Origin of the sequence: Haloimpatiens massiliensis (assembly GCF_900184255.1) — a bacterium.
Taxonomy (GTDB): Bacteria; Bacillota; Clostridia; order Clostridiales; family Clostridiaceae; genus Haloimpatiens; species Haloimpatiens massiliensis.
In genome coordinates, this window is the sequence record NZ_LT854640.1 from 507,704 (window position 1) to 524,036 (window position 16,333).

General features: G+C 27.9%; 17 protein-coding genes. 15 read left to right on the top strand and 2 right to left on the bottom strand.

The window, feature by feature from the left end:
- Window positions 1-301 precede the first annotated feature (301 nt).
- The 15 genes from C1715_RS10505 to C1715_RS10570 all read left to right on the top strand — a co-directional run bounded on the left by C1715_RS10505 (window position 302) and on the right by C1715_RS10570 (window position 14,454).
- Window positions 302-1,129 (top strand): M55 family metallopeptidase, encoded by an 828-nt coding sequence (locus tag C1715_RS10505; protein ID WP_102400438.1) that lies wholly within the window; start codon window positions 302-304, stop codon window positions 1,127-1,129.
- 319 nt (window positions 1,130-1,448) lie between these two features.
- A complete protein-coding gene (locus C1715_RS10510; protein ID WP_207654973.1) occupies window positions 1,449-2,315 on the top strand; it encodes an alpha/beta hydrolase in 867 nt (288 codons plus the stop codon).
- An 85-nt stretch (window positions 2,316-2,400) separates the two neighbouring features.
- Entirely contained in the window at window positions 2,401-3,777 is a 1,377-nt protein-coding gene (locus C1715_RS10515; protein ID WP_180964052.1) for a GNAT family N-acetyltransferase, read from the top strand.
- 51 nt (window positions 3,778-3,828) lie between these two features.
- Window positions 3,829-4,545 carry a hypothetical protein gene (locus C1715_RS10520; RefSeq protein WP_102400441.1) on the top strand — a complete coding sequence of 239 codons (717 nt, stop codon included), beginning with the start codon at window positions 3,829-3,831 and terminating at the stop codon, window positions 4,543-4,545.
- Window positions 4,546-4,560: 15 nt separating this feature from the next.
- A complete protein-coding gene (locus C1715_RS10525) occupies window positions 4,561-5,481 on the top strand; it encodes a GNAT family N-acetyltransferase (RefSeq protein WP_180964053.1) in 921 nt (306 codons plus the stop codon).
- Window positions 5,482-5,525: 44 nt separating this feature from the next.
- Window positions 5,526-6,191 carry a methyltransferase domain-containing protein gene (locus C1715_RS10530; RefSeq protein WP_102400443.1) on the top strand — a complete coding sequence of 222 codons (666 nt, stop codon included), beginning with the start codon at window positions 5,526-5,528 and terminating at the stop codon, window positions 6,189-6,191.
- Between the two features lie 153 nt (window positions 6,192-6,344).
- Complete coding sequence (locus tag C1715_RS10535) at window positions 6,345-7,538, top strand: hypothetical protein (RefSeq protein WP_102400444.1); 1,194 nt, start codon at window positions 6,345-6,347, stop codon at window positions 7,536-7,538.
- A 214-nt stretch (window positions 7,539-7,752) separates the two neighbouring features.
- Complete coding sequence (locus tag C1715_RS10540; protein ID WP_102400445.1) at window positions 7,753-8,640, top strand: class I SAM-dependent methyltransferase; 888 nt, start codon at window positions 7,753-7,755, stop codon at window positions 8,638-8,640.
- Window positions 8,641-8,720: 80 nt separating this feature from the next.
- On the top strand, window positions 8,721-9,881 hold the full coding sequence (locus C1715_RS10545; protein ID WP_102400446.1) for a MerR family transcriptional regulator: 1,161 nt from the start codon (window positions 8,721-8,723) through the stop codon (window positions 9,879-9,881).
- A gap of 205 nt (window positions 9,882-10,086) precedes the next feature.
- Window positions 10,087-10,653, top strand: a complete 567-nt coding sequence (locus C1715_RS10550; RefSeq protein WP_102400447.1) for a flavodoxin family protein — start codon at window positions 10,087-10,089, stop codon at window positions 10,651-10,653.
- Window positions 10,654-10,897: 244 nt separating this feature from the next.
- Window positions 10,898-11,686: a hypothetical protein gene (locus tag C1715_RS10555; RefSeq protein ID WP_102400448.1), complete on the top strand. Its 789-nt coding sequence runs from the start codon at window positions 10,898-10,900 to the stop codon at window positions 11,684-11,686.
- A gap of 13 nt (window positions 11,687-11,699) precedes the next feature.
- Complete coding sequence (locus tag C1715_RS19415; RefSeq protein WP_180964054.1) at window positions 11,700-11,870, top strand: hypothetical protein; 171 nt, start codon at window positions 11,700-11,702, stop codon at window positions 11,868-11,870.
- A 440-nt stretch (window positions 11,871-12,310) separates the two neighbouring features.
- Window positions 12,311-12,865, top strand: coding sequence for a D-glycero-alpha-D-manno-heptose-1,7-bisphosphate 7-phosphatase (locus C1715_RS10560; protein ID WP_102400449.1), 555 nt, complete (start codon window positions 12,311-12,313; stop codon window positions 12,863-12,865).
- Between the two features lie 216 nt (window positions 12,866-13,081).
- Window positions 13,082-13,489 carry a GNAT family N-acetyltransferase gene (locus C1715_RS10565; protein ID WP_180964055.1) on the top strand — a complete coding sequence of 136 codons (408 nt, stop codon included), beginning with the start codon at window positions 13,082-13,084 and terminating at the stop codon, window positions 13,487-13,489.
- Window positions 13,490-13,557: 68 nt separating this feature from the next.
- Window positions 13,558-14,454 (top strand): DegV family protein, encoded by an 897-nt coding sequence (locus C1715_RS10570; RefSeq protein ID WP_102400450.1) that lies wholly within the window; start codon window positions 13,558-13,560, stop codon window positions 14,452-14,454.
- 183 nt (window positions 14,455-14,637) lie between these two features.
- Here C1715_RS10570 and folK read toward each other — a convergent pair whose 3' ends face one another.
- Both folK and folP read right to left on the bottom strand, forming a co-directional pair.
- Window positions 14,638-15,456 carry a 2-amino-4-hydroxy-6-hydroxymethyldihydropteridine diphosphokinase gene (gene folK, locus C1715_RS10575; RefSeq protein ID WP_102400451.1) on the bottom strand — a complete coding sequence of 273 codons (819 nt, stop codon included), beginning with the start codon at window positions 15,454-15,456 and terminating at the stop codon, window positions 14,638-14,640.
- 21 nt (window positions 15,457-15,477) lie between these two features.
- Window positions 15,478-16,290, bottom strand: coding sequence for a dihydropteroate synthase (gene folP / locus C1715_RS10580; RefSeq protein ID WP_102400452.1), 813 nt, complete (start codon window positions 16,288-16,290; stop codon window positions 15,478-15,480).
- Between the last annotated feature and the right edge of the window lie 43 nt (window positions 16,291-16,333).

Genomic DNA, 16,333 nt, shown 5'->3' on the forward strand with positions numbered 1-16,333 from the left:
ATACAATTGAATTTATAACGAAATAAAGGTAATATAGAATATATATTTATAAAATTCACAATAAAAACAATTTTCTATTAGTGATTAAACACAAAAGGATACAATGTGCTGAATTATGAAATTTCTCCTCCATGACTTACATAAGAGCTCTGAACAATAAATTTAAACAGTTCCTTCGCTTCTTATGAAAGTCATTCCAGAGAAATTTCATAATTAAAATAATGTAATGATTTTTGTGGGATAATCATCTTAGTGTTATTTCATTAAAATATATTAGAAATAATAAAATGGAGGGAAGAACATGAAAATTTACATATCAGCAGATATAGAGGGGATAAGTGGTGTAGTTAAAGGAAGTCAAACTACAGAAACAGGTCATGATTACGAAAGAGCAAGAAGACTCATGACTGAAGAAGTTAACGCAGTAATAAGGGGAGCAAAGGCTGCAGGAGCTTGTGATATATTAGTAAATGATTCTCACGGTCCTATGACAAACATAATTATTGAGGATTTAGATGAAGATGCAAGACTTATATCTGGAAATAAGAAACTTTATGGAATGATGGAAGGATTAGATGAAAGCTTTGATGCTGTAATGCTTATAGGATATCATGCTAGGCATAATACACCTGGTGTGCTTTCACACACATACTATGGAATTGTAATTTCAGAAGTAAAAATAAATGGAAAAGTATTTGGAGAATCTGAGTTTAATTCTCTTTTAGCGGGACATTTTGGAGTGCCTGTGGTTATGGTATCTGGTGATAATGTGCTTTCAGACCAGGTGAATGCATTTAATGAAAAAATAGAAACAGTAGTAGTTAAAAAAGCACACAGCAGATATACTGCAGAATGTGTACAACCTAAAAAGGTACACAAAATGCTAGAGGAGGCTACTAAAAAAGTACTTTCTTCAAATTATAAAGATATAATAGAGCCTTGCAAAATTAAAGGGCCAGTGGAACTAGAAATGACATTCCTAAATAGCGGCATGGCTGAAGCTACCTTATTTATTCCAGGAGTAGAACTTATTGAGGCAAATAAGATTAGATATAAAGCAAAAGATATAGTTGAAGCTTATAAGATGAGAGCTGGACTTACTACTCTTGCAGCTAGCACGTTGAAATAAAAATAAGTAATGGAATTTTAGTAATAAAGATTAAGAACAACATCAATTGTGTTGTCTTTGATAGCACAGCTTTTTATTTTCAATAGTATATGTTTAATGATTTTATTTTTGATTAAAATCGTACATATATGATGTTGAATAGGAAAAGGATGTAAATGAATGTATGTTCATGTACATCCTTAATTTTTTTAAGAGATGGTTATCAAATATTTAAAATACACATAAAGGGAAAAAAATAATTTTATTATGGGATTAAAATAGGGGGTTACTATGATAAAAGATGTAAGGGAGATTAAGGAAATAATAAGCAGAGGATATAATGATGAAAGAAATTTATATAAATAGAGATGGGATTAAAGCAAGAATTAATGAGTGGGGAAATGACCAAAATCCAGTAATTATATGTTTTCATGGTTTGGGTAGTACAAGCCTCAGCTTTATTGAATTAGGTTATTTATTGAAGAATAAATATCATATTATATCTATAGATTTACCAGGACACGGAAAAACACCTGGATTTTTAAAAGAAGAAGACTATGAAATGCCTAACATGATTAAATGGATTGATAAAATTGTTTCGAGCATAACAAAAAATAGTTTTTTTATATTGGCACATTCATGGGGTGCGGATATTGCACTTCATTATATAGCTGCATCTCCATCAAAAGTTAAGAAGGTTATGTTGTTAGATGGGGGATATTATATAAAGAATGAGATCTATGCCTATGAGGCTTCAAGGTCAGGAATGATTGATTCTTTACAAAAAGAGATAGATTATTATATTAAAGATTTTGATGAATACTGTTTTCATACCTTAGAAGAACATATTAAATTGGAAAAGAGTAACTATAATAGATGGTCTCTTCTGTTAGAGGAAGCTGCAACGGATTTAATAAGAGTGGAACAAGGTAAATATAAATATCATGCAAATGGTTTTACTGCAGCAGGTGCTATAAAGTCAATGTATTATTACCCTATAGATTCCATTTATGATAGGCTTATTACTCCAATTTGTTTGCTTCAAAGTACACTGCCTGAGTCTATGAATGAGATTAGAGAAATTTTAGCTTGGAAATTTAAAATTAAAACAGGTTCCAAGGTGAAAAAAATTGAGGAAGCAGGACATATGATCCATTGGGATAAACCCCATGAAGTAGCTAATGAAGTATTTACTTGGTTTAAGTAAAAATAATGATTATAGTAATTAAAAGTTTAAAGTCATATTTACTTAAGAATTAATGAAGAACTAACAAGATATGGGGGTTACGTTTATGTTAAAAATAAGAAATATTAAAATTGGAGAATTAGAAAAAGTATCAGAGTTTATAGCATATATGAATTCTGATAAAAAACACCATATAGGATATTGCGGTGTTTTAAAGGAGGAAATTTTAAAATCTCTTCAAGAGGAATACACAAAAGAAGCATTAGAAAAGTGCTTTGTTGCTGCTTATGAATATGATAAGATTGTTGGAATATTGGGAGTAGATATAGATGAAGAAAGTAAATTTGGAGAATTGTGGGGACCATTTGTAAGAGATGGTTTTAATAAATCAGAGGTCTTTTCAATGCTTTGGGATAAACTTACGAAATCTATTTCAAATATGTGTGAAGAATTTGGTGTATTTTGTAATGCAAAAAACATTAAATGTATTAAATTTGCTGAAAGGTATAATTTCCAAAGAAACGGTGAATTTATAATTATGGAATTAAACAGCAAAGAATTACAGAGGGCTTTAGAATTTAAACTTTTCGAAATAACGTCAGAGTATTATAACCAATTTGAAATGCTTCATAATAGAATTTTCCCAAAAGCATATTATAATGGAAAAACTATATTAAGCAGGATTAACGAACATAGAAAGGTATTTATTATTAAAGAAAATAATGAATTGCTGGGTCAAATTTATGTTGAAGTGGAGCCAGAGTTTGTAGAAAGCAATATTGAATTTATTGCAGTAAGAGAAGACAAGCAGGGTAAGGGCTTAGGTAGTAAGCTCATTAATATAGCAATTAATTGGATTTTTTCTTTTGAGAAAATAGAAAGTATTACGCTTTGTGTTAATAAAGAAAATAAAAAAGCACTAAAACTATATAGAAAATGTGGATTTAAAGAAAAAAATAATATGATATTCTTAAAGAAAGGATGTTTTAAAAGGGAAGGTAAATTGGTTTATATAAAAAAGCCCCAGTTTTATGAATTAACTTATGTGAAAAAACTTTGGGCCGATGAGGAAACTATGAAAGATGTAGGCGGAGCTTTAGATTTTCCTAAAGAAAAATGGGATAGTTGGTATAAGAAAATGATAGAACCGGGAGATGGAAGAAACTTTTATTGTCTTATTTACAATAATGAACACCAAAGTGTTGGGGAAGTTAGTTTTCATAGATATGATGAAATAAATAAAACTGCCGAGTTTAACATAAAAATAGAAAGTAAATATAGGGGCAGAGGCTATGCCAATGAGGCCATGAAACTTATGTTAAAATACTACTTTTATGAATTTGGTGGAGAAGTTATGTTGGACGAAGTGATAAATGTAAATGGGCAGCAGGCTTTAAAGAAATTTGGATTTGAAGTGATTTCTAGTGCAGAAGAAAGCATTAGTTTTAGAATGACTAAAGAAAGATTTGAAGAAATTTTATAAAAGAAGTGAAGATTTATCAAAAAAATGTAGGTATTGTGAGGGATAAACAAAATGGACTTTTATAGAGCAACAGAAAGTGATACTAAATATATAAAGCATGAAAAAAGTTTAATTCACAACACTGCATTAATTGCCAGTGAAGATGCAGAGGTAATTGGAGTATTGGAATATGAAATAAAGAATTTAGAAGAAGCAGAAATTATAAATTTTAATATATTTAAGTTCCATGATGAAAGAGTGGTTTTTAAGGGATTTATAGATGAAATAAAATATTGGAACTCATATTTAAAAAGAATTCTATGTAAAGATGGAAGCATTATTAAAGAAGATATTTTAAAAGATGCGGGGTTTAAGAAAGAATCTACATGGATACTACATATAAGAGATTATGTTGAAGTATTCAAAATTGATATAAATAAAATAACACCTGAGCAGTTAACTGCTGATAAAGTAAAAATTAATAAGGTGAGTTCTTGGATAGAAAGCTCAGAAGATATTGTAATTACTTGTGTAAAAATAAAAGACAAAATAGTTTGCATAGATGGTTATTCTAGATTACTTGTGGCTTATAATAAAGGATTTAAATATGTTTATGCTTATTTTGAAGAGGAGAATGTAGATATAAAATTTTTTGAAACATGTTTAAAATGGTGTGAAAAGGAAAAGATTTTTACAATTAAGGATTTAACTAATAGAATAGTAACACCAGAGGAACATGAAAGACTTTGGGTTAGTAGATGTCAAGCATATTTTAGAGAACAAAAATAAGAGCAGATGGCAAGCATGAAAGGATTGGAAAAGCAGATTATGTGCAATTTTAATGAATATAAAATTATAAAAGCAGATATAAGACAATGGGCAACATATCATGCTATATATAGATTAAGTCAATTAAATGAGTGGATGCCTTTAACGTTTAAGGGAGAAATAGAACGATATATTAAATCAGACTTTGCATACTGGGTAGTTAAAAATAATAGAAAAATAGGTGGTGCGCTTATAAAGCCGAATATGCTTAAATGTGTTTTTACCATAGAACCTTTTGAAGACAAAGAAGAGTTAAGTAGAGCTTTAATATATCATACACAAAAAATATCGGATATGAATAAGGAAATTGTAGTACCTAATGTAGATTTATCATTAGTTAATCTTTATAAAAGTCATGGATTTTTAAAGGAAAGAGGAGAAAAATTAATGATATGTCCTACAGGAAAATATAATGTAGATTTTGGTGATGAGTTTAGCTATAGTATACCGGAAACTAAACATAAAAAAGAAATGACTCAGTTATATTATGATACCTATAGTAAAAGTAATGTGCCACTTATAGCAGCTCAAAGCTACCAGTTTCAGATGAATAGTGTGGATATATTCTTTAATCATGTTAAAGCTATGAATGTTCCCAAAAGGTGGTCGTCACTTATATATCATAAGGCTGATAATAAGCTTGTTTCTGCATGTACAGTGGGGCTTATTAATGGATTCCCATATATACTTGATTTAGTAGTACATCCCCATTTTCAAAGAAATGGACTAGCTAGGAAAATGATTATGAGATTATTAAATCTAGCTAATTATGAGTATGAAGCTGTAAGATTATGTGTAGACACAAGTAATGATGCACAACTTTTCTATAAGGAAATGGGATTTATAGGTTTAGGAGAAACTGCATATATGGTAAAAAGAGCATCTGATAATATCTAGCAAGAGAAATTGTTAATAAGTTAGGGAAGTGGAGGTAAAAATAATTGTTTAAGGAACATGATTATGTAATTTGGGGAGACTATTGTAGCTGCGGCAGTGAGTGCTATATATTGCAAAATAAGTTTCATCCTTGGGATGAAGTGGATTTTAGCATAAAGATTCAGTGTAAGAATTGTGGTAAAACAATAGAGGTAGATAAAAATAAAGCTGAAAAATTTTATAATAAAAAAATCTTTTCATATTTTGAAGACGTTAAAGGAACAGTTATAGATTTAGGATGTGGTGGGGGACTATTAAGTAAGCTTCTACTTAATAATAAAAAGGTTACAAAAATATATGCTATTGACAATGATATGGTATGTAAGAAATATATAGATGAATTAAATGGTGAAGATAAGATAACATTTTTACATATGGATATTAGTGATTTAGGCGAATATTTTAAAGAAGGACAAGTAGATTATATAGTAAGCAGAGATGTTTTCATGTTTATCCGTGATACAGAAAAGTACTTTAATGATGTAAATAAAATTGTATCAAAAGGAATTAAACAAATGGGATGGTATATTTCTGATAATAAAAGAATGAAAAATAAGTTGTTTCCTGAACAGATAGTAAAAGAGCTTACAGCGAAAAATTGGCAGGTAGATTTAGAATGCTTAGAATGGTATAAAAGCGGATATTTTATAAGAGGGTTTAAAAAATTATAAGGTATGCGAGAAGCAATGCTTACTGTCAATGCAGAAAATGAGAATTTAAAAAAAGTACTGTGACAACCTGTTATGAATACTATTTAAAAAAGCTGCCTTACACAATAAAGAATATAAATTATAATAGGTGTTTTAAAATTGGAGGAAAAATAAATGAATAAGAAAATAAATTTATATTTTTTTGGAGATCCAGGGATATATGATGAATACAATCCCGCATATGTATGTAATAGAAATTTCGCTGCTGAAATTCTGTATTTAATCGCGTACAATGAGCCTTTTTCAATATCTAAGAGCGAAATAATTAAAGAATTAAAAATTCATAGCGATGAATTTAATGAAATAATTGGGAGTCTAGATAAAATAAATGCTATAGATATAAAAGATGATAAGTATAAAATAAATTTTCCAGTATTTTTAGAAAATGACATGCCTTTATTAGATAAGTATTTTATGAATATAGGTGAAGTTATTGGAAATAAAATTATTGAAAGTAGTGGATTAATTTATAAAAAAATATCTAAATTAACAAGTTATCATAATTTTAGCAAAGAAAGATTACTATATCATATAATTTGCGATGATATCTTTGATGGAACTGCCTTTGAATTTTTTACAGAAAAAGATATTTTTCGCCCATCTAAAATGCAACCTGGAAATAGGGATTATATTATTGTTGGTTATGAAAATTCTATGGATACAGAGGAACATAGTAATGGTATATTATGTAGTAGTAATAATTATAGAAGTAAAAGTTTTGTTTTTAATAGTTTTGGAGATTCAGAAGGTACAAGAAAGGATATGTTTAGATTTTTTAGGAGAGTACAGAAGATACTTGAAAGTGCCACACCCTTTAAAGATTTGAATCTAGCTTATATAAGAATTATTGATGATAACAATAAAGAAATTGCAGAGAAATGCGGTGAGTTAGTATGGAAAAGTTTTAAAGGCGAAATAAATTATAGTGAATTATCTCATATAGAAATAAATTTGATAAATTTTCTCAGTGAACTTGGTTATTTGATTGTTAATGAGAAAAACAGTTCAATATCTTGTAATGTTCCTATATTTGAAAGTGAGGATAGAAAAGTTATCAATGATGTATCAGATATTATTCTTAAAAAAATATGTGGTTTAGTTAAAGAAACATTTGAGAGGTTTGAAGAAGATGCCAAAGGTTTAACCCCAATAAAACATAAAGTCAGTATAAAGGAAATAGCCATTGAATTATGGCATCAAGTCTTTGGATTTACCAATGAATATTTAGTTAAAAAAGGATTTGTAGAGTCACCAGAGTACAGAGATGGACAAGGGAGATACTTAAGAAGTTTTTCTACTAAGATTTAAGATTTTGCATATAGTTAAATATTATAGGCTTATTTAATATCCATATAAAAGATAATGTATTTAATAATTACTATTCTTCTTCATTTAGTAGAAAATATTAGAAAAATAAGTTTGCTAAGTAATTTTATTTAATTACTTAAAATATTGGAGCAAAGTAATAAATGTTATGAAATAAAAATTAATATTAATATTAATATATAGGAGGGAGATAAATATGTATAAGGACTTAACAAGTATACTTATGTGTCCAGAATGCGGGGAAAAATTAAATTTATTTATTGGTAAAGAGGAAAATGACGAAATAGTAGAAGGAAAATTAAGCTGTCACAATAATCATAATTGGATAATTAAAGATGGAGTTATCTATTTTGGTTCAAAAGAACAAGAAATGGGTAATAATTGGGAAGAAGTTTATAAGTATAATGATTATGAAGAAGTAGATAAAAAAATATTAGAAGGAACTCCTGAAAATACAAAAAAGATAAATAATAAAACAATAGATTTCATTATAGATAAAATTAATAGTGATAAAGAAAATAAAGTAATATTAGATATAGCTACGGGAAGAGGCATGTTGTTAACTGAATTAGCAAAGAAGCTATCTATAGATGCACAGATAATATGCGTAGATTTAAGTTTTAATGTATTAAAATATGATAGACTGAAACTTAAGAAAATTAATCCAAATTTAAAAATTAATTATATAGCTTGTGATGCTACAAAGCTTCCTTTAAAGGAAAATGTTATTGATATTGCGATGTCGTTTTATGGAATTCATAATATGCTTAATAAGATACCAGAAGGAGTAATGGAAGCGAAGAGAGTTTTAAAAGAAAGTAAAAATTTATTAAATACTGCAATATGTGTTAAAGAAGATTCGGATGGGTATAAAGAAGCAAAAGAATGGTTAGACTCTCAAGAAATTTACGGTGCAGAGAAATTTTTTACTGAAAAGGGTTTTGAAAATGCACATAAATATGCTCAGTTTAAAAGGACTAATATGATAACAATTGCTGAAGACATTGGACAGAAATGTAAAAATGATATTTTACCTTTTGAGGGAGAATGGTTTTCTGTTGTTATTGCAGAATGTGAAAAATAAACCGAATTTTAATCTTTAGCTTATGAGTTGACTCTAACCTAACAGATGAGTTTAAAATTATTATTAGGAGGTGGTAAATCTTGAAAATCAGTGAGTTTGCTAGTAAAGCAGGAGTAACTGTAAAAACATTGCTTCATTATGATAAAATTGGATTGTTAAAACCGTCGCAAAAATTAGATTCAGGATATAGAATTTATAATGAAGAAGATTTCTTAAGACTTCAACAGATAATTACTTTAAAATTCATAGGTTTATCGTTAAATGAAATAAAAGAAATTTTAAGCGAAAAAGAAGAAAATTTAGAAAAGATAATTAGCATTCAAAAAAAGGCCTTGGAAGAAAAGAAAAGGCACATAGAAGAGGTTATAACTGTTTTTAATAAGGCCGAAAATCAAATAAGGAAAGAAGGATTTTTGGGGACGCAAGAACTTATTGATATTATCAAGATAACTAATATGGAAGTAAAAGTAAAAGAACAGTATATAACAGATGAAAAACTTAATTTAAGATTCAATCTTCACAGTTACAATACAAATAAGACGGGTTGGGATAGATGGTTCTTTAATGAGATACGTCTTCCAAGTAGGGGAAAGGTATTAGAATTAGGCTGTGGAACAGGCAACTTGTGGTATAAGAATAGACATAATATAAATTCTAATTTAGATATTACTCTATCTGATTTTTCAAAAGGAATGCTTCAAAATACAAAAGAAAAACTACATGAAGTAAATCATAATTTTATATATAGGCAGATTGATGCACAAGATATTCCTTATGAAGATGAAAGCTTTGATGTGATAATAGCAAGACATATGTTATATCTGGTTCCAGATATAGAAAAGGCATTATCAGAAATAAAAAGGGTTCTGAAAAAGGATGGTACTTGCTATATAAGTACTAATTCTTGTGAAGCTATGAAAGAGTTAAATGAACTTGTAGAAAAATTTGATCCTAAACTAGGACTTCATGATAATGGCATGTGTTATAGATTTGATTTGGAAAATGGGAAGCCTTTATTAAAGAAATATTTTAGACGAATTAATATGAACATTTTACAAGGAAAAATTATAGTAGATAGAGCTGAACCAGTTGTTCAGTATAAAGCTTCTACTATAAAGGGTAGCTCTTTACTTGTAGGTAATAAAAAGGGAGAATTTAAAAAATATATAGAAGATTATATTAAAGGTAATGGAAGTATTTCAATAACTACAAAAGCTGGAATATTTAAAGTAAAGAAATAATTAATAACAAGTATTAAAGAAGCTTATATAGATTTTATTTAAACAAATTTATATAAGCTTCTTTAATATTAAAAAATATAAAGTTCAAATTCCGATATAATAACAAATGTTAATGACTATTTAGTGAGTTTATAATTATTGTTGTTATATTATACTATAAATGTTAAAATATACGAGAAATGTTTAGACACAGGGGGATAAAAAGTTGAGAATTTTAGGAATTATATTTAGTTCTAGAAAAAACGGAAATTGCTCAAGATGTGCACAATATTGTTTAGATAAATTTAAAATAGCTGGAAATACTGTTGAGCTTATAAATATATTTGATTTTAATATTCAAGGCTGTGGATTGTGCAATTATGATTGTTTTCATGGTAATGGTTGCTCCATAAAGGATGATACCTTGAAAGTATATGAAAAATGTTTTAATGCAGATAAAATAATTTTTGCTATACCTACCTATTGTGGTCATTTGTCTTCAGCGTATTTTAAATTTTGGGAAAGATCCCAAGGAGTTTTTAATGATAATCATAAGTATGAAAAGGACTTTCTTAGTAAAATTAATTTTATTGTAATAGGTAATCTTACATCTGGAGGAGATATGGCAGCTCATGAAGCACTATATAGTTTTGTAAACCGTAATTTTTACCCGGAGATAATAATACTATCTTCAAGGGAATATAATAAGAAATCTATAAATGGAGATTTATTGGATTCATTGGAAGTAGTGTATAAATTAGATAATTTTACTCAAAGGCTATTAAAAAATTAAAAAATCAATAAAAACATAATATAAATTCATAAATACAAATTAATAATTACCAATTAGAATCATATCTTAATGAATCTCTATGTTATGATCTTAATAGTTAAGGGTAAAATATAAGTTAAATGAAGGTAAAGAATAGAAGGAAAAAATGTAAATTTATAGAATGATTACGATATAGTGTATTTTCAAATTAAATGAACATTTTTATGATTTTATAATAATATAATATTGAATGGGAGTTATAATTATGAAAGAAAGGACTAGGGTAATTATTCAAGTAATTGGTTTTTCATTAATTCCTTCTATATTACAATTTTTGGCGACATCCGATAGCTGCTTAGATGATTTACAGAAAAGTAACATTATAGGTTCAAGTGTTAATATAGTATTAATGAAAAATGTTCTTCTTATATTGAGTATAATTCTATCTGCTATATTGCTTAGCATTAATTTAGCTTATGAAAAAATAGAAAATATAAAAGTTAGAAAACAAAGAGACTTGCTTATTAAATCAAATAAAGACATCTTTATAAAAGCTTTGTGTTCTCAGTTAGAGCTAGATTATTTAGATATGAATATAAGGATTTTTGTACCTTATAATGATAGATGTTATATTATAAAATCATTTTTTGCAAAATTGTTTAAAACAGATATTAAAAAGATATTTGTTATAAAGAATATTGAATATTTGTCAGAATCAAATGATATGAATGACTTGAAGTTTGAAGTATACCCTAATGCTCAAGGGTTGGTAGGTCAATGCTATAAAAATAAATCTATTATCTATGATGAGAATTTAAAGCATAAAAGTAAAACTAATTATAATTTGACACAGTATCAAAAAAATAAAATTTGTGATTTAGAATTTTCCCTATGTTCACCTATATTTAACTCTAATGATGATATTATTGCTATTGTGGAATTTGATAGCAATGAAAGAATTCCTATAACAAAAGCAAATAAAGACATATGGAAAATTTTTGTAACAAATTATTGTCAATTTATATATGATTATATTCCTGACTTGTTTAAATAAAGGAGTAGTTGAAATGAAAGTATTGGTAAAAAGAGCAAATAAAAGGATTAGTTCACAATCCAGAAAGAATTATATGGCGTGTTTAGGGAATATAGCTTTTCGTTTAGCACCTGTCCATAAAAATACCCAAATGTATAAAGTTGATGAGAAACTTATTGATGAAAAGGTTGCTTGTTCAAAATAGTATATTTTAGTAGTTAAATAATTAGTTTTAAAAAGCTAGTTTAGGTGTAAATAACCTTTACTAGCTTTTTTAGATTAATAAGTATTCTTCCTTGTTTGACACAAAATATACCAGCATCTTTGACTTGTTATTTATTTTCATGTACCTTAGTAAAGGAAAGAATAAAAAGATTTTTTGTATGTGGCAAAATTATGTAAGGGACTTGAAAATACTCAATTTTTCATTATATATTTTATTTAGAGGTTACAATATATAAATTAAATAAAGGAGTAACTTTTAATTGGTTAATTATGTTAAAATATCATAAAATAAGATATGAATATAGTACTTTGCAATTTTATAAAAAGGAATAGTAAAGTTTTAAAATAAGTACCTTTATATCATATAGAGTTTTTTTAGAAGAAATTATTACGATAACATAGCCAGTGAGGGGGTATAAAATGAGAAAGGCAGTTTTTTTAGATTTACAAGGGACTCTTGGGGGAGACGGTCTAGGTGATGTTGTGGATTTTTCTTTTTTCCCATTCTCAGTAAAAGCAATTAAAATGCTAAATGACTTTAATATGTTAGCTATTGTAGTAACTAATCAAAGTCATATTTCAAAAGGATATTTTACTTATGAAGAATTTAATAGGAAAATTAATGAATTAAAAGACGAATTGAAGCAAAAGGATGCTTATTTGGATGCTGTTTATTGTTGTCCTCATACAAAAGAAGATAAATGTAAATGTAAGAAGCCTTTACCAGGTATGATTTTAAAGGCACAAGAGGATTTTAATATAAATATTAAGGAGAGTTATGTTATAGGTGATATGGGCGCAGACGATATGCTATTAGCAGATTCTGTAGGAGCTAAGGGAATATTAGTTAGAACTGGAGTTGGAGAAGGTAGTTTAACTAATTTTAGAAATACATGGAAAGATGTTAAAGCAGAGTATATTGCAGATGATGTATTTGAAGCTGTTAAGTGGATTTTAGAAAAGGAAATTAAATAAAATAACTAAATAGGACACTGTCATTGTATTTAATGGCAGTGTTTTATTTTGTCATGGATAAATTTATTTAGAAACATTTGGACAAATAATTTTAAAATGTTTCAAAAAATGATATAGTAGATATAAATAATAATTTTTAAAGCATATAAAAGCATTCAAATTTAGCATTTAAATTTGTAATAAAAAATTTTCATATATTCGGAGGGTTAAATAGATATGGATATAAGATATAATTCTCCATCAGTAGAGGAATATATTTCTTTGAGGCTAAGAACTGGAATGGGAATTAAGGATTTATCAAAAACAGATATTGCTTTAAAAAACTCATTGTTTATTGTTTCTTTATGGGATGAGTGTAAATTAATTGGTTTTGGAAGAATTGTTGGTGATAAAGGCATAACTTATATTATTTCAGATGTTATGGTAGATCCAGATTACCAACGCAATGGTTTGGGAAAAGTAATTATGGGAGAAATCGATTCTTACTTAGATAAACATACAGATGAACATGCATATGTATGTTTAATTGCTAATAAACCTGCAGATAAACTATATTATCAATTTGGTTTTGATTACGTATCTCCAAATTCGTGTGGCATGAAAAGAAGGCAAAATGGAAAGTAGTATAAATAGAAAGGAAGTGAATATTTAGTGGATTGTGTATTTAAAATACACTGTTTCACTAAAAGTATATGAGAGATTTTGTTATTGTTACTGATTCCTGTTGTGATTTACCAGAAGAATATATAAAGAATAATAATATACCATATGTGCCATTAACCTATAGATTTAAAGGAAGAGAATACCTAGATGATTTTGGTGCAAGTCTAAATTACAAAGAATTTTATCAGGGAATGAAAAGTGGTGAAATTCCTCAAACTTCACAGGCAAATCCAGATGCTTTTTATAAAGTTTTTGAAGAGATATTAAGGGAAGGTAAGGATATAATATATGTGGGTGTATCTTCAGGACTTAGTGGCACCCACAATAGTTCTAATATAGCAAAGGAAATGTTAGAGGATGAATATAAGGATGCTAAAATTGCTATTATAGATGTGTTAACCGCATCTTTAGGGCAAGGTCTTATGGTTATAAAAGCTATGGAGATGAGGAAAAAAGGAGATAGCTTTGAACAAATTGTTAACTATTTAGAAGAGAATAAAATGAATTTAAATACTTACATAACTGTTAATGATTTAAACCATTTAAAAAGAGGGGGTAGAATTTCTTCAGCAGCAGCACTCTTTGGCACTGTGCTTCATATTAAACCTGTGCTTACATTAAATAATGAAGGAAGGGTTATTCCGGTTATAAAGGTAAAGGGAAGAAAAAATGCTATTGGGAAGCTAGCGGAGTTTGTTCACAATAAGCTGGAAAATTCAGAAGAACAGATTATAACTATTTGTCATGGTGATGCTCAGTCTGAAGCTGAAAGGCTAAAGGAACTTATTTTAAAAGAATTTAAAGTTAAAGAAGTTATTATAAATCACATAGGACCAGTAGTTGGTACTTTTGGAGGTCCGGGAGCTCTCGCGGTATTTTTCATAGGAAAGCATAGACAAAATCATGTTATTGATATAGATATATAGTATAAAAAATTATGTATAAATAAGATTTAATTTAAAGCTAGATGAATCTTCTAATTTTTATTGGTAATAAGTTATCTTCTTAATAAAGTTCTTCAGAAGATAAAAAATATTTGATCCTTATTAAATGAGAAAGCAAATGGAGTATAGTTAATATAAATCCACTTGCTTTTTATGCTATAAGTTCTATTTATTTTCTAAAGACTTTTTAAGTTCAAAAATTCTTTTGTTAAGTAGTGGATGAAGTGCATAAGGAGCTATTTCATTTAGGGGTTCTAATACAAACATCCTATCCTGCATTAAAGGATGAGGAATTATAATTTCTTCTCTTGAACAAATTAAGTTGTCATATAATAAAATGTCTAAATCAATAGTTCTAGGTCCCCATTTTATTACACGCTCTCTTTTTAATTCCCTTTCAATGCTTAGTAGGACTTTCATAAGCTTTTCTGGTGTAAGAAGGGTTTCAACAGAAATAGCACAGTTTAAAAAGTCATCCTGTTCTAGATATCCAAAAGGCTTGGTAGTGTAAAAATTTGAAGTTTTAATTACTTTTGTAAAAGGAGAATTATTTATCATATTTATAGCATCATTTAAATTCTTATTTTTATCTCCCATATTTGAACCAAGACCAATATAGGATATATGCTTACATCTATCCACTTCTACTGCAACATATTTAATAGGCTTTCCTATAGGAGCCCAGGGTTTTTTTATTTTTAATTTGATTCTATGAATAGTAGAATATTTTAAAAGAATATGCCCAGTCACTTCTTCGGCGGCCTTTTCTATTAAATTGAAAGTATTCTTTTTTAATATATCCTCAATTTCATTGCACAAAAGTCCATAATTTATAGTTTGGTTTAAATCATCATTTAAACCAGCTTCTTGTAAATTTAAAGATATTTCCGCTGAAATTAGAAATTTTTGACCTAGTTTTTTTTCTTCTGGATATACGCCATGATTAGAGAATACTTCTAAATCTTCAATATAAATTTTGTCCATATTATCACCACTTCTAAAATATTATTTACTGCATTTAATAATTGCATCTGTCATAATAGCTGCTCTTGAGTTTTCTTTAACATCATGAACTCTTATAAAACTACAACCCCTCATTATACCTATAACTGTTGTTGCAATGGTTCCTTCAACTCTTTCATTTACGGGTAAATCTAACACTAAACCTATAGTGGATTTTCTTGAGGTTCCTAAAAGTATAGGGTAGCCGAGAGTCTGCAGTTTTTCAAGTTCATTCATGATTTGTAGATTGTGTTCTGGAGTTTTGGCAAAACCGAAACCAGGGTCTAATATTATATTTTCTTTCTTAACACCTGCATTTAAAGCTATATTTACACTTTCTCTTAGATCATTTAAGACATCTTCAATAAAGTTATTGTAGTTTTTGTTATTTCTATTATGCATTAAGCAACAAGCTACATTGTATTTGGCAGCTACCTTAGCCATATTTTTATCTTCTTTAAATCCCCAAACGTCATTTATAAGAGAAGCACCTGCTTTAATAGCAAGTTCAGCTACTTTGCTTTTATATGTATCTATAGATATAGGTATATCTATTTCCTTAGATAGTGCCTCAATTATAGGAATTACTCTATGAATTTCTTTTTCTTCGCTTACAGGAGTGTGGTTTGGCCTTGTAGACTCTCCACCTATGTCTATAATGTGAGCGCCATCTTTTATCATTTCTTTAGCGTGTTTAATAGCTTTTTCCACATTATTAAAATTGCCACCATCAGAGAAAGAATCAGGAGTTACATTTAATATACCCATTATATAAGTTTGTTTTCCTAATTCAAAAATTTTATTTCCTATTTCCATAAATTCTACCCCCAGTAATTAAGCTATTTTTCAATATTAGCTT

Coding starts and splice junctions, on each gene's coding strand:
- C1715_RS10505 (WP_102400438.1), top strand. CDS start 302: ATGAAAATTTACATATCAGCAGATATAGAGGGGATAAGTGGTGTAGTT.
- C1715_RS10510 (WP_207654973.1), top strand. CDS start 1,449: ATGATGAAAGAAATTTATATAAATAGAGATGGGATTAAAGCAAGAATT.
- C1715_RS10515 (WP_180964052.1), top strand. CDS start 2,401: ATGTTAAAAATAAGAAATATTAAAATTGGAGAATTAGAAAAAGTATCA.
- C1715_RS10520 (WP_102400441.1), top strand. CDS start 3,829: ATGGACTTTTATAGAGCAACAGAAAGTGATACTAAATATATAAAGCAT.
- C1715_RS10525 (WP_180964053.1), top strand. CDS start 4,561: ATGAAAGGATTGGAAAAGCAGATTATGTGCAATTTTAATGAATATAAA.
- C1715_RS10535 (WP_102400444.1), top strand. CDS start 6,345: ATGAATAAGAAAATAAATTTATATTTTTTTGGAGATCCAGGGATATAT.
- C1715_RS10540 (WP_102400445.1), top strand. CDS start 7,753: ATGTATAAGGACTTAACAAGTATACTTATGTGTCCAGAATGCGGGGAA.
- C1715_RS10555 (WP_102400448.1), top strand. CDS start 10,898: ATGAAAGAAAGGACTAGGGTAATTATTCAAGTAATTGGTTTTTCATTA.
- C1715_RS19415 (WP_180964054.1), top strand. CDS start 11,700: ATGAAAGTATTGGTAAAAAGAGCAAATAAAAGGATTAGTTCACAATCC.
- C1715_RS10560 (WP_102400449.1), top strand. CDS start 12,311: ATGAGAAAGGCAGTTTTTTTAGATTTACAAGGGACTCTTGGGGGAGAC.
- C1715_RS10565 (WP_180964055.1), top strand. CDS start 13,082: ATGGATATAAGATATAATTCTCCATCAGTAGAGGAATATATTTCTTTG.
- C1715_RS10570 (WP_102400450.1), top strand. CDS start 13,558: ATGAGAGATTTTGTTATTGTTACTGATTCCTGTTGTGATTTACCAGAA.
- folK (WP_102400451.1), bottom strand. CDS start 15,456: ATGGACAAAATTTATATTGAAGATTTAGAAGTATTCTCTAATCATGGC.
- folP (WP_102400452.1), bottom strand. CDS start 16,290: ATGGAAATAGGAAATAAAATTTTTGAATTAGGAAAACAAACTTATATA.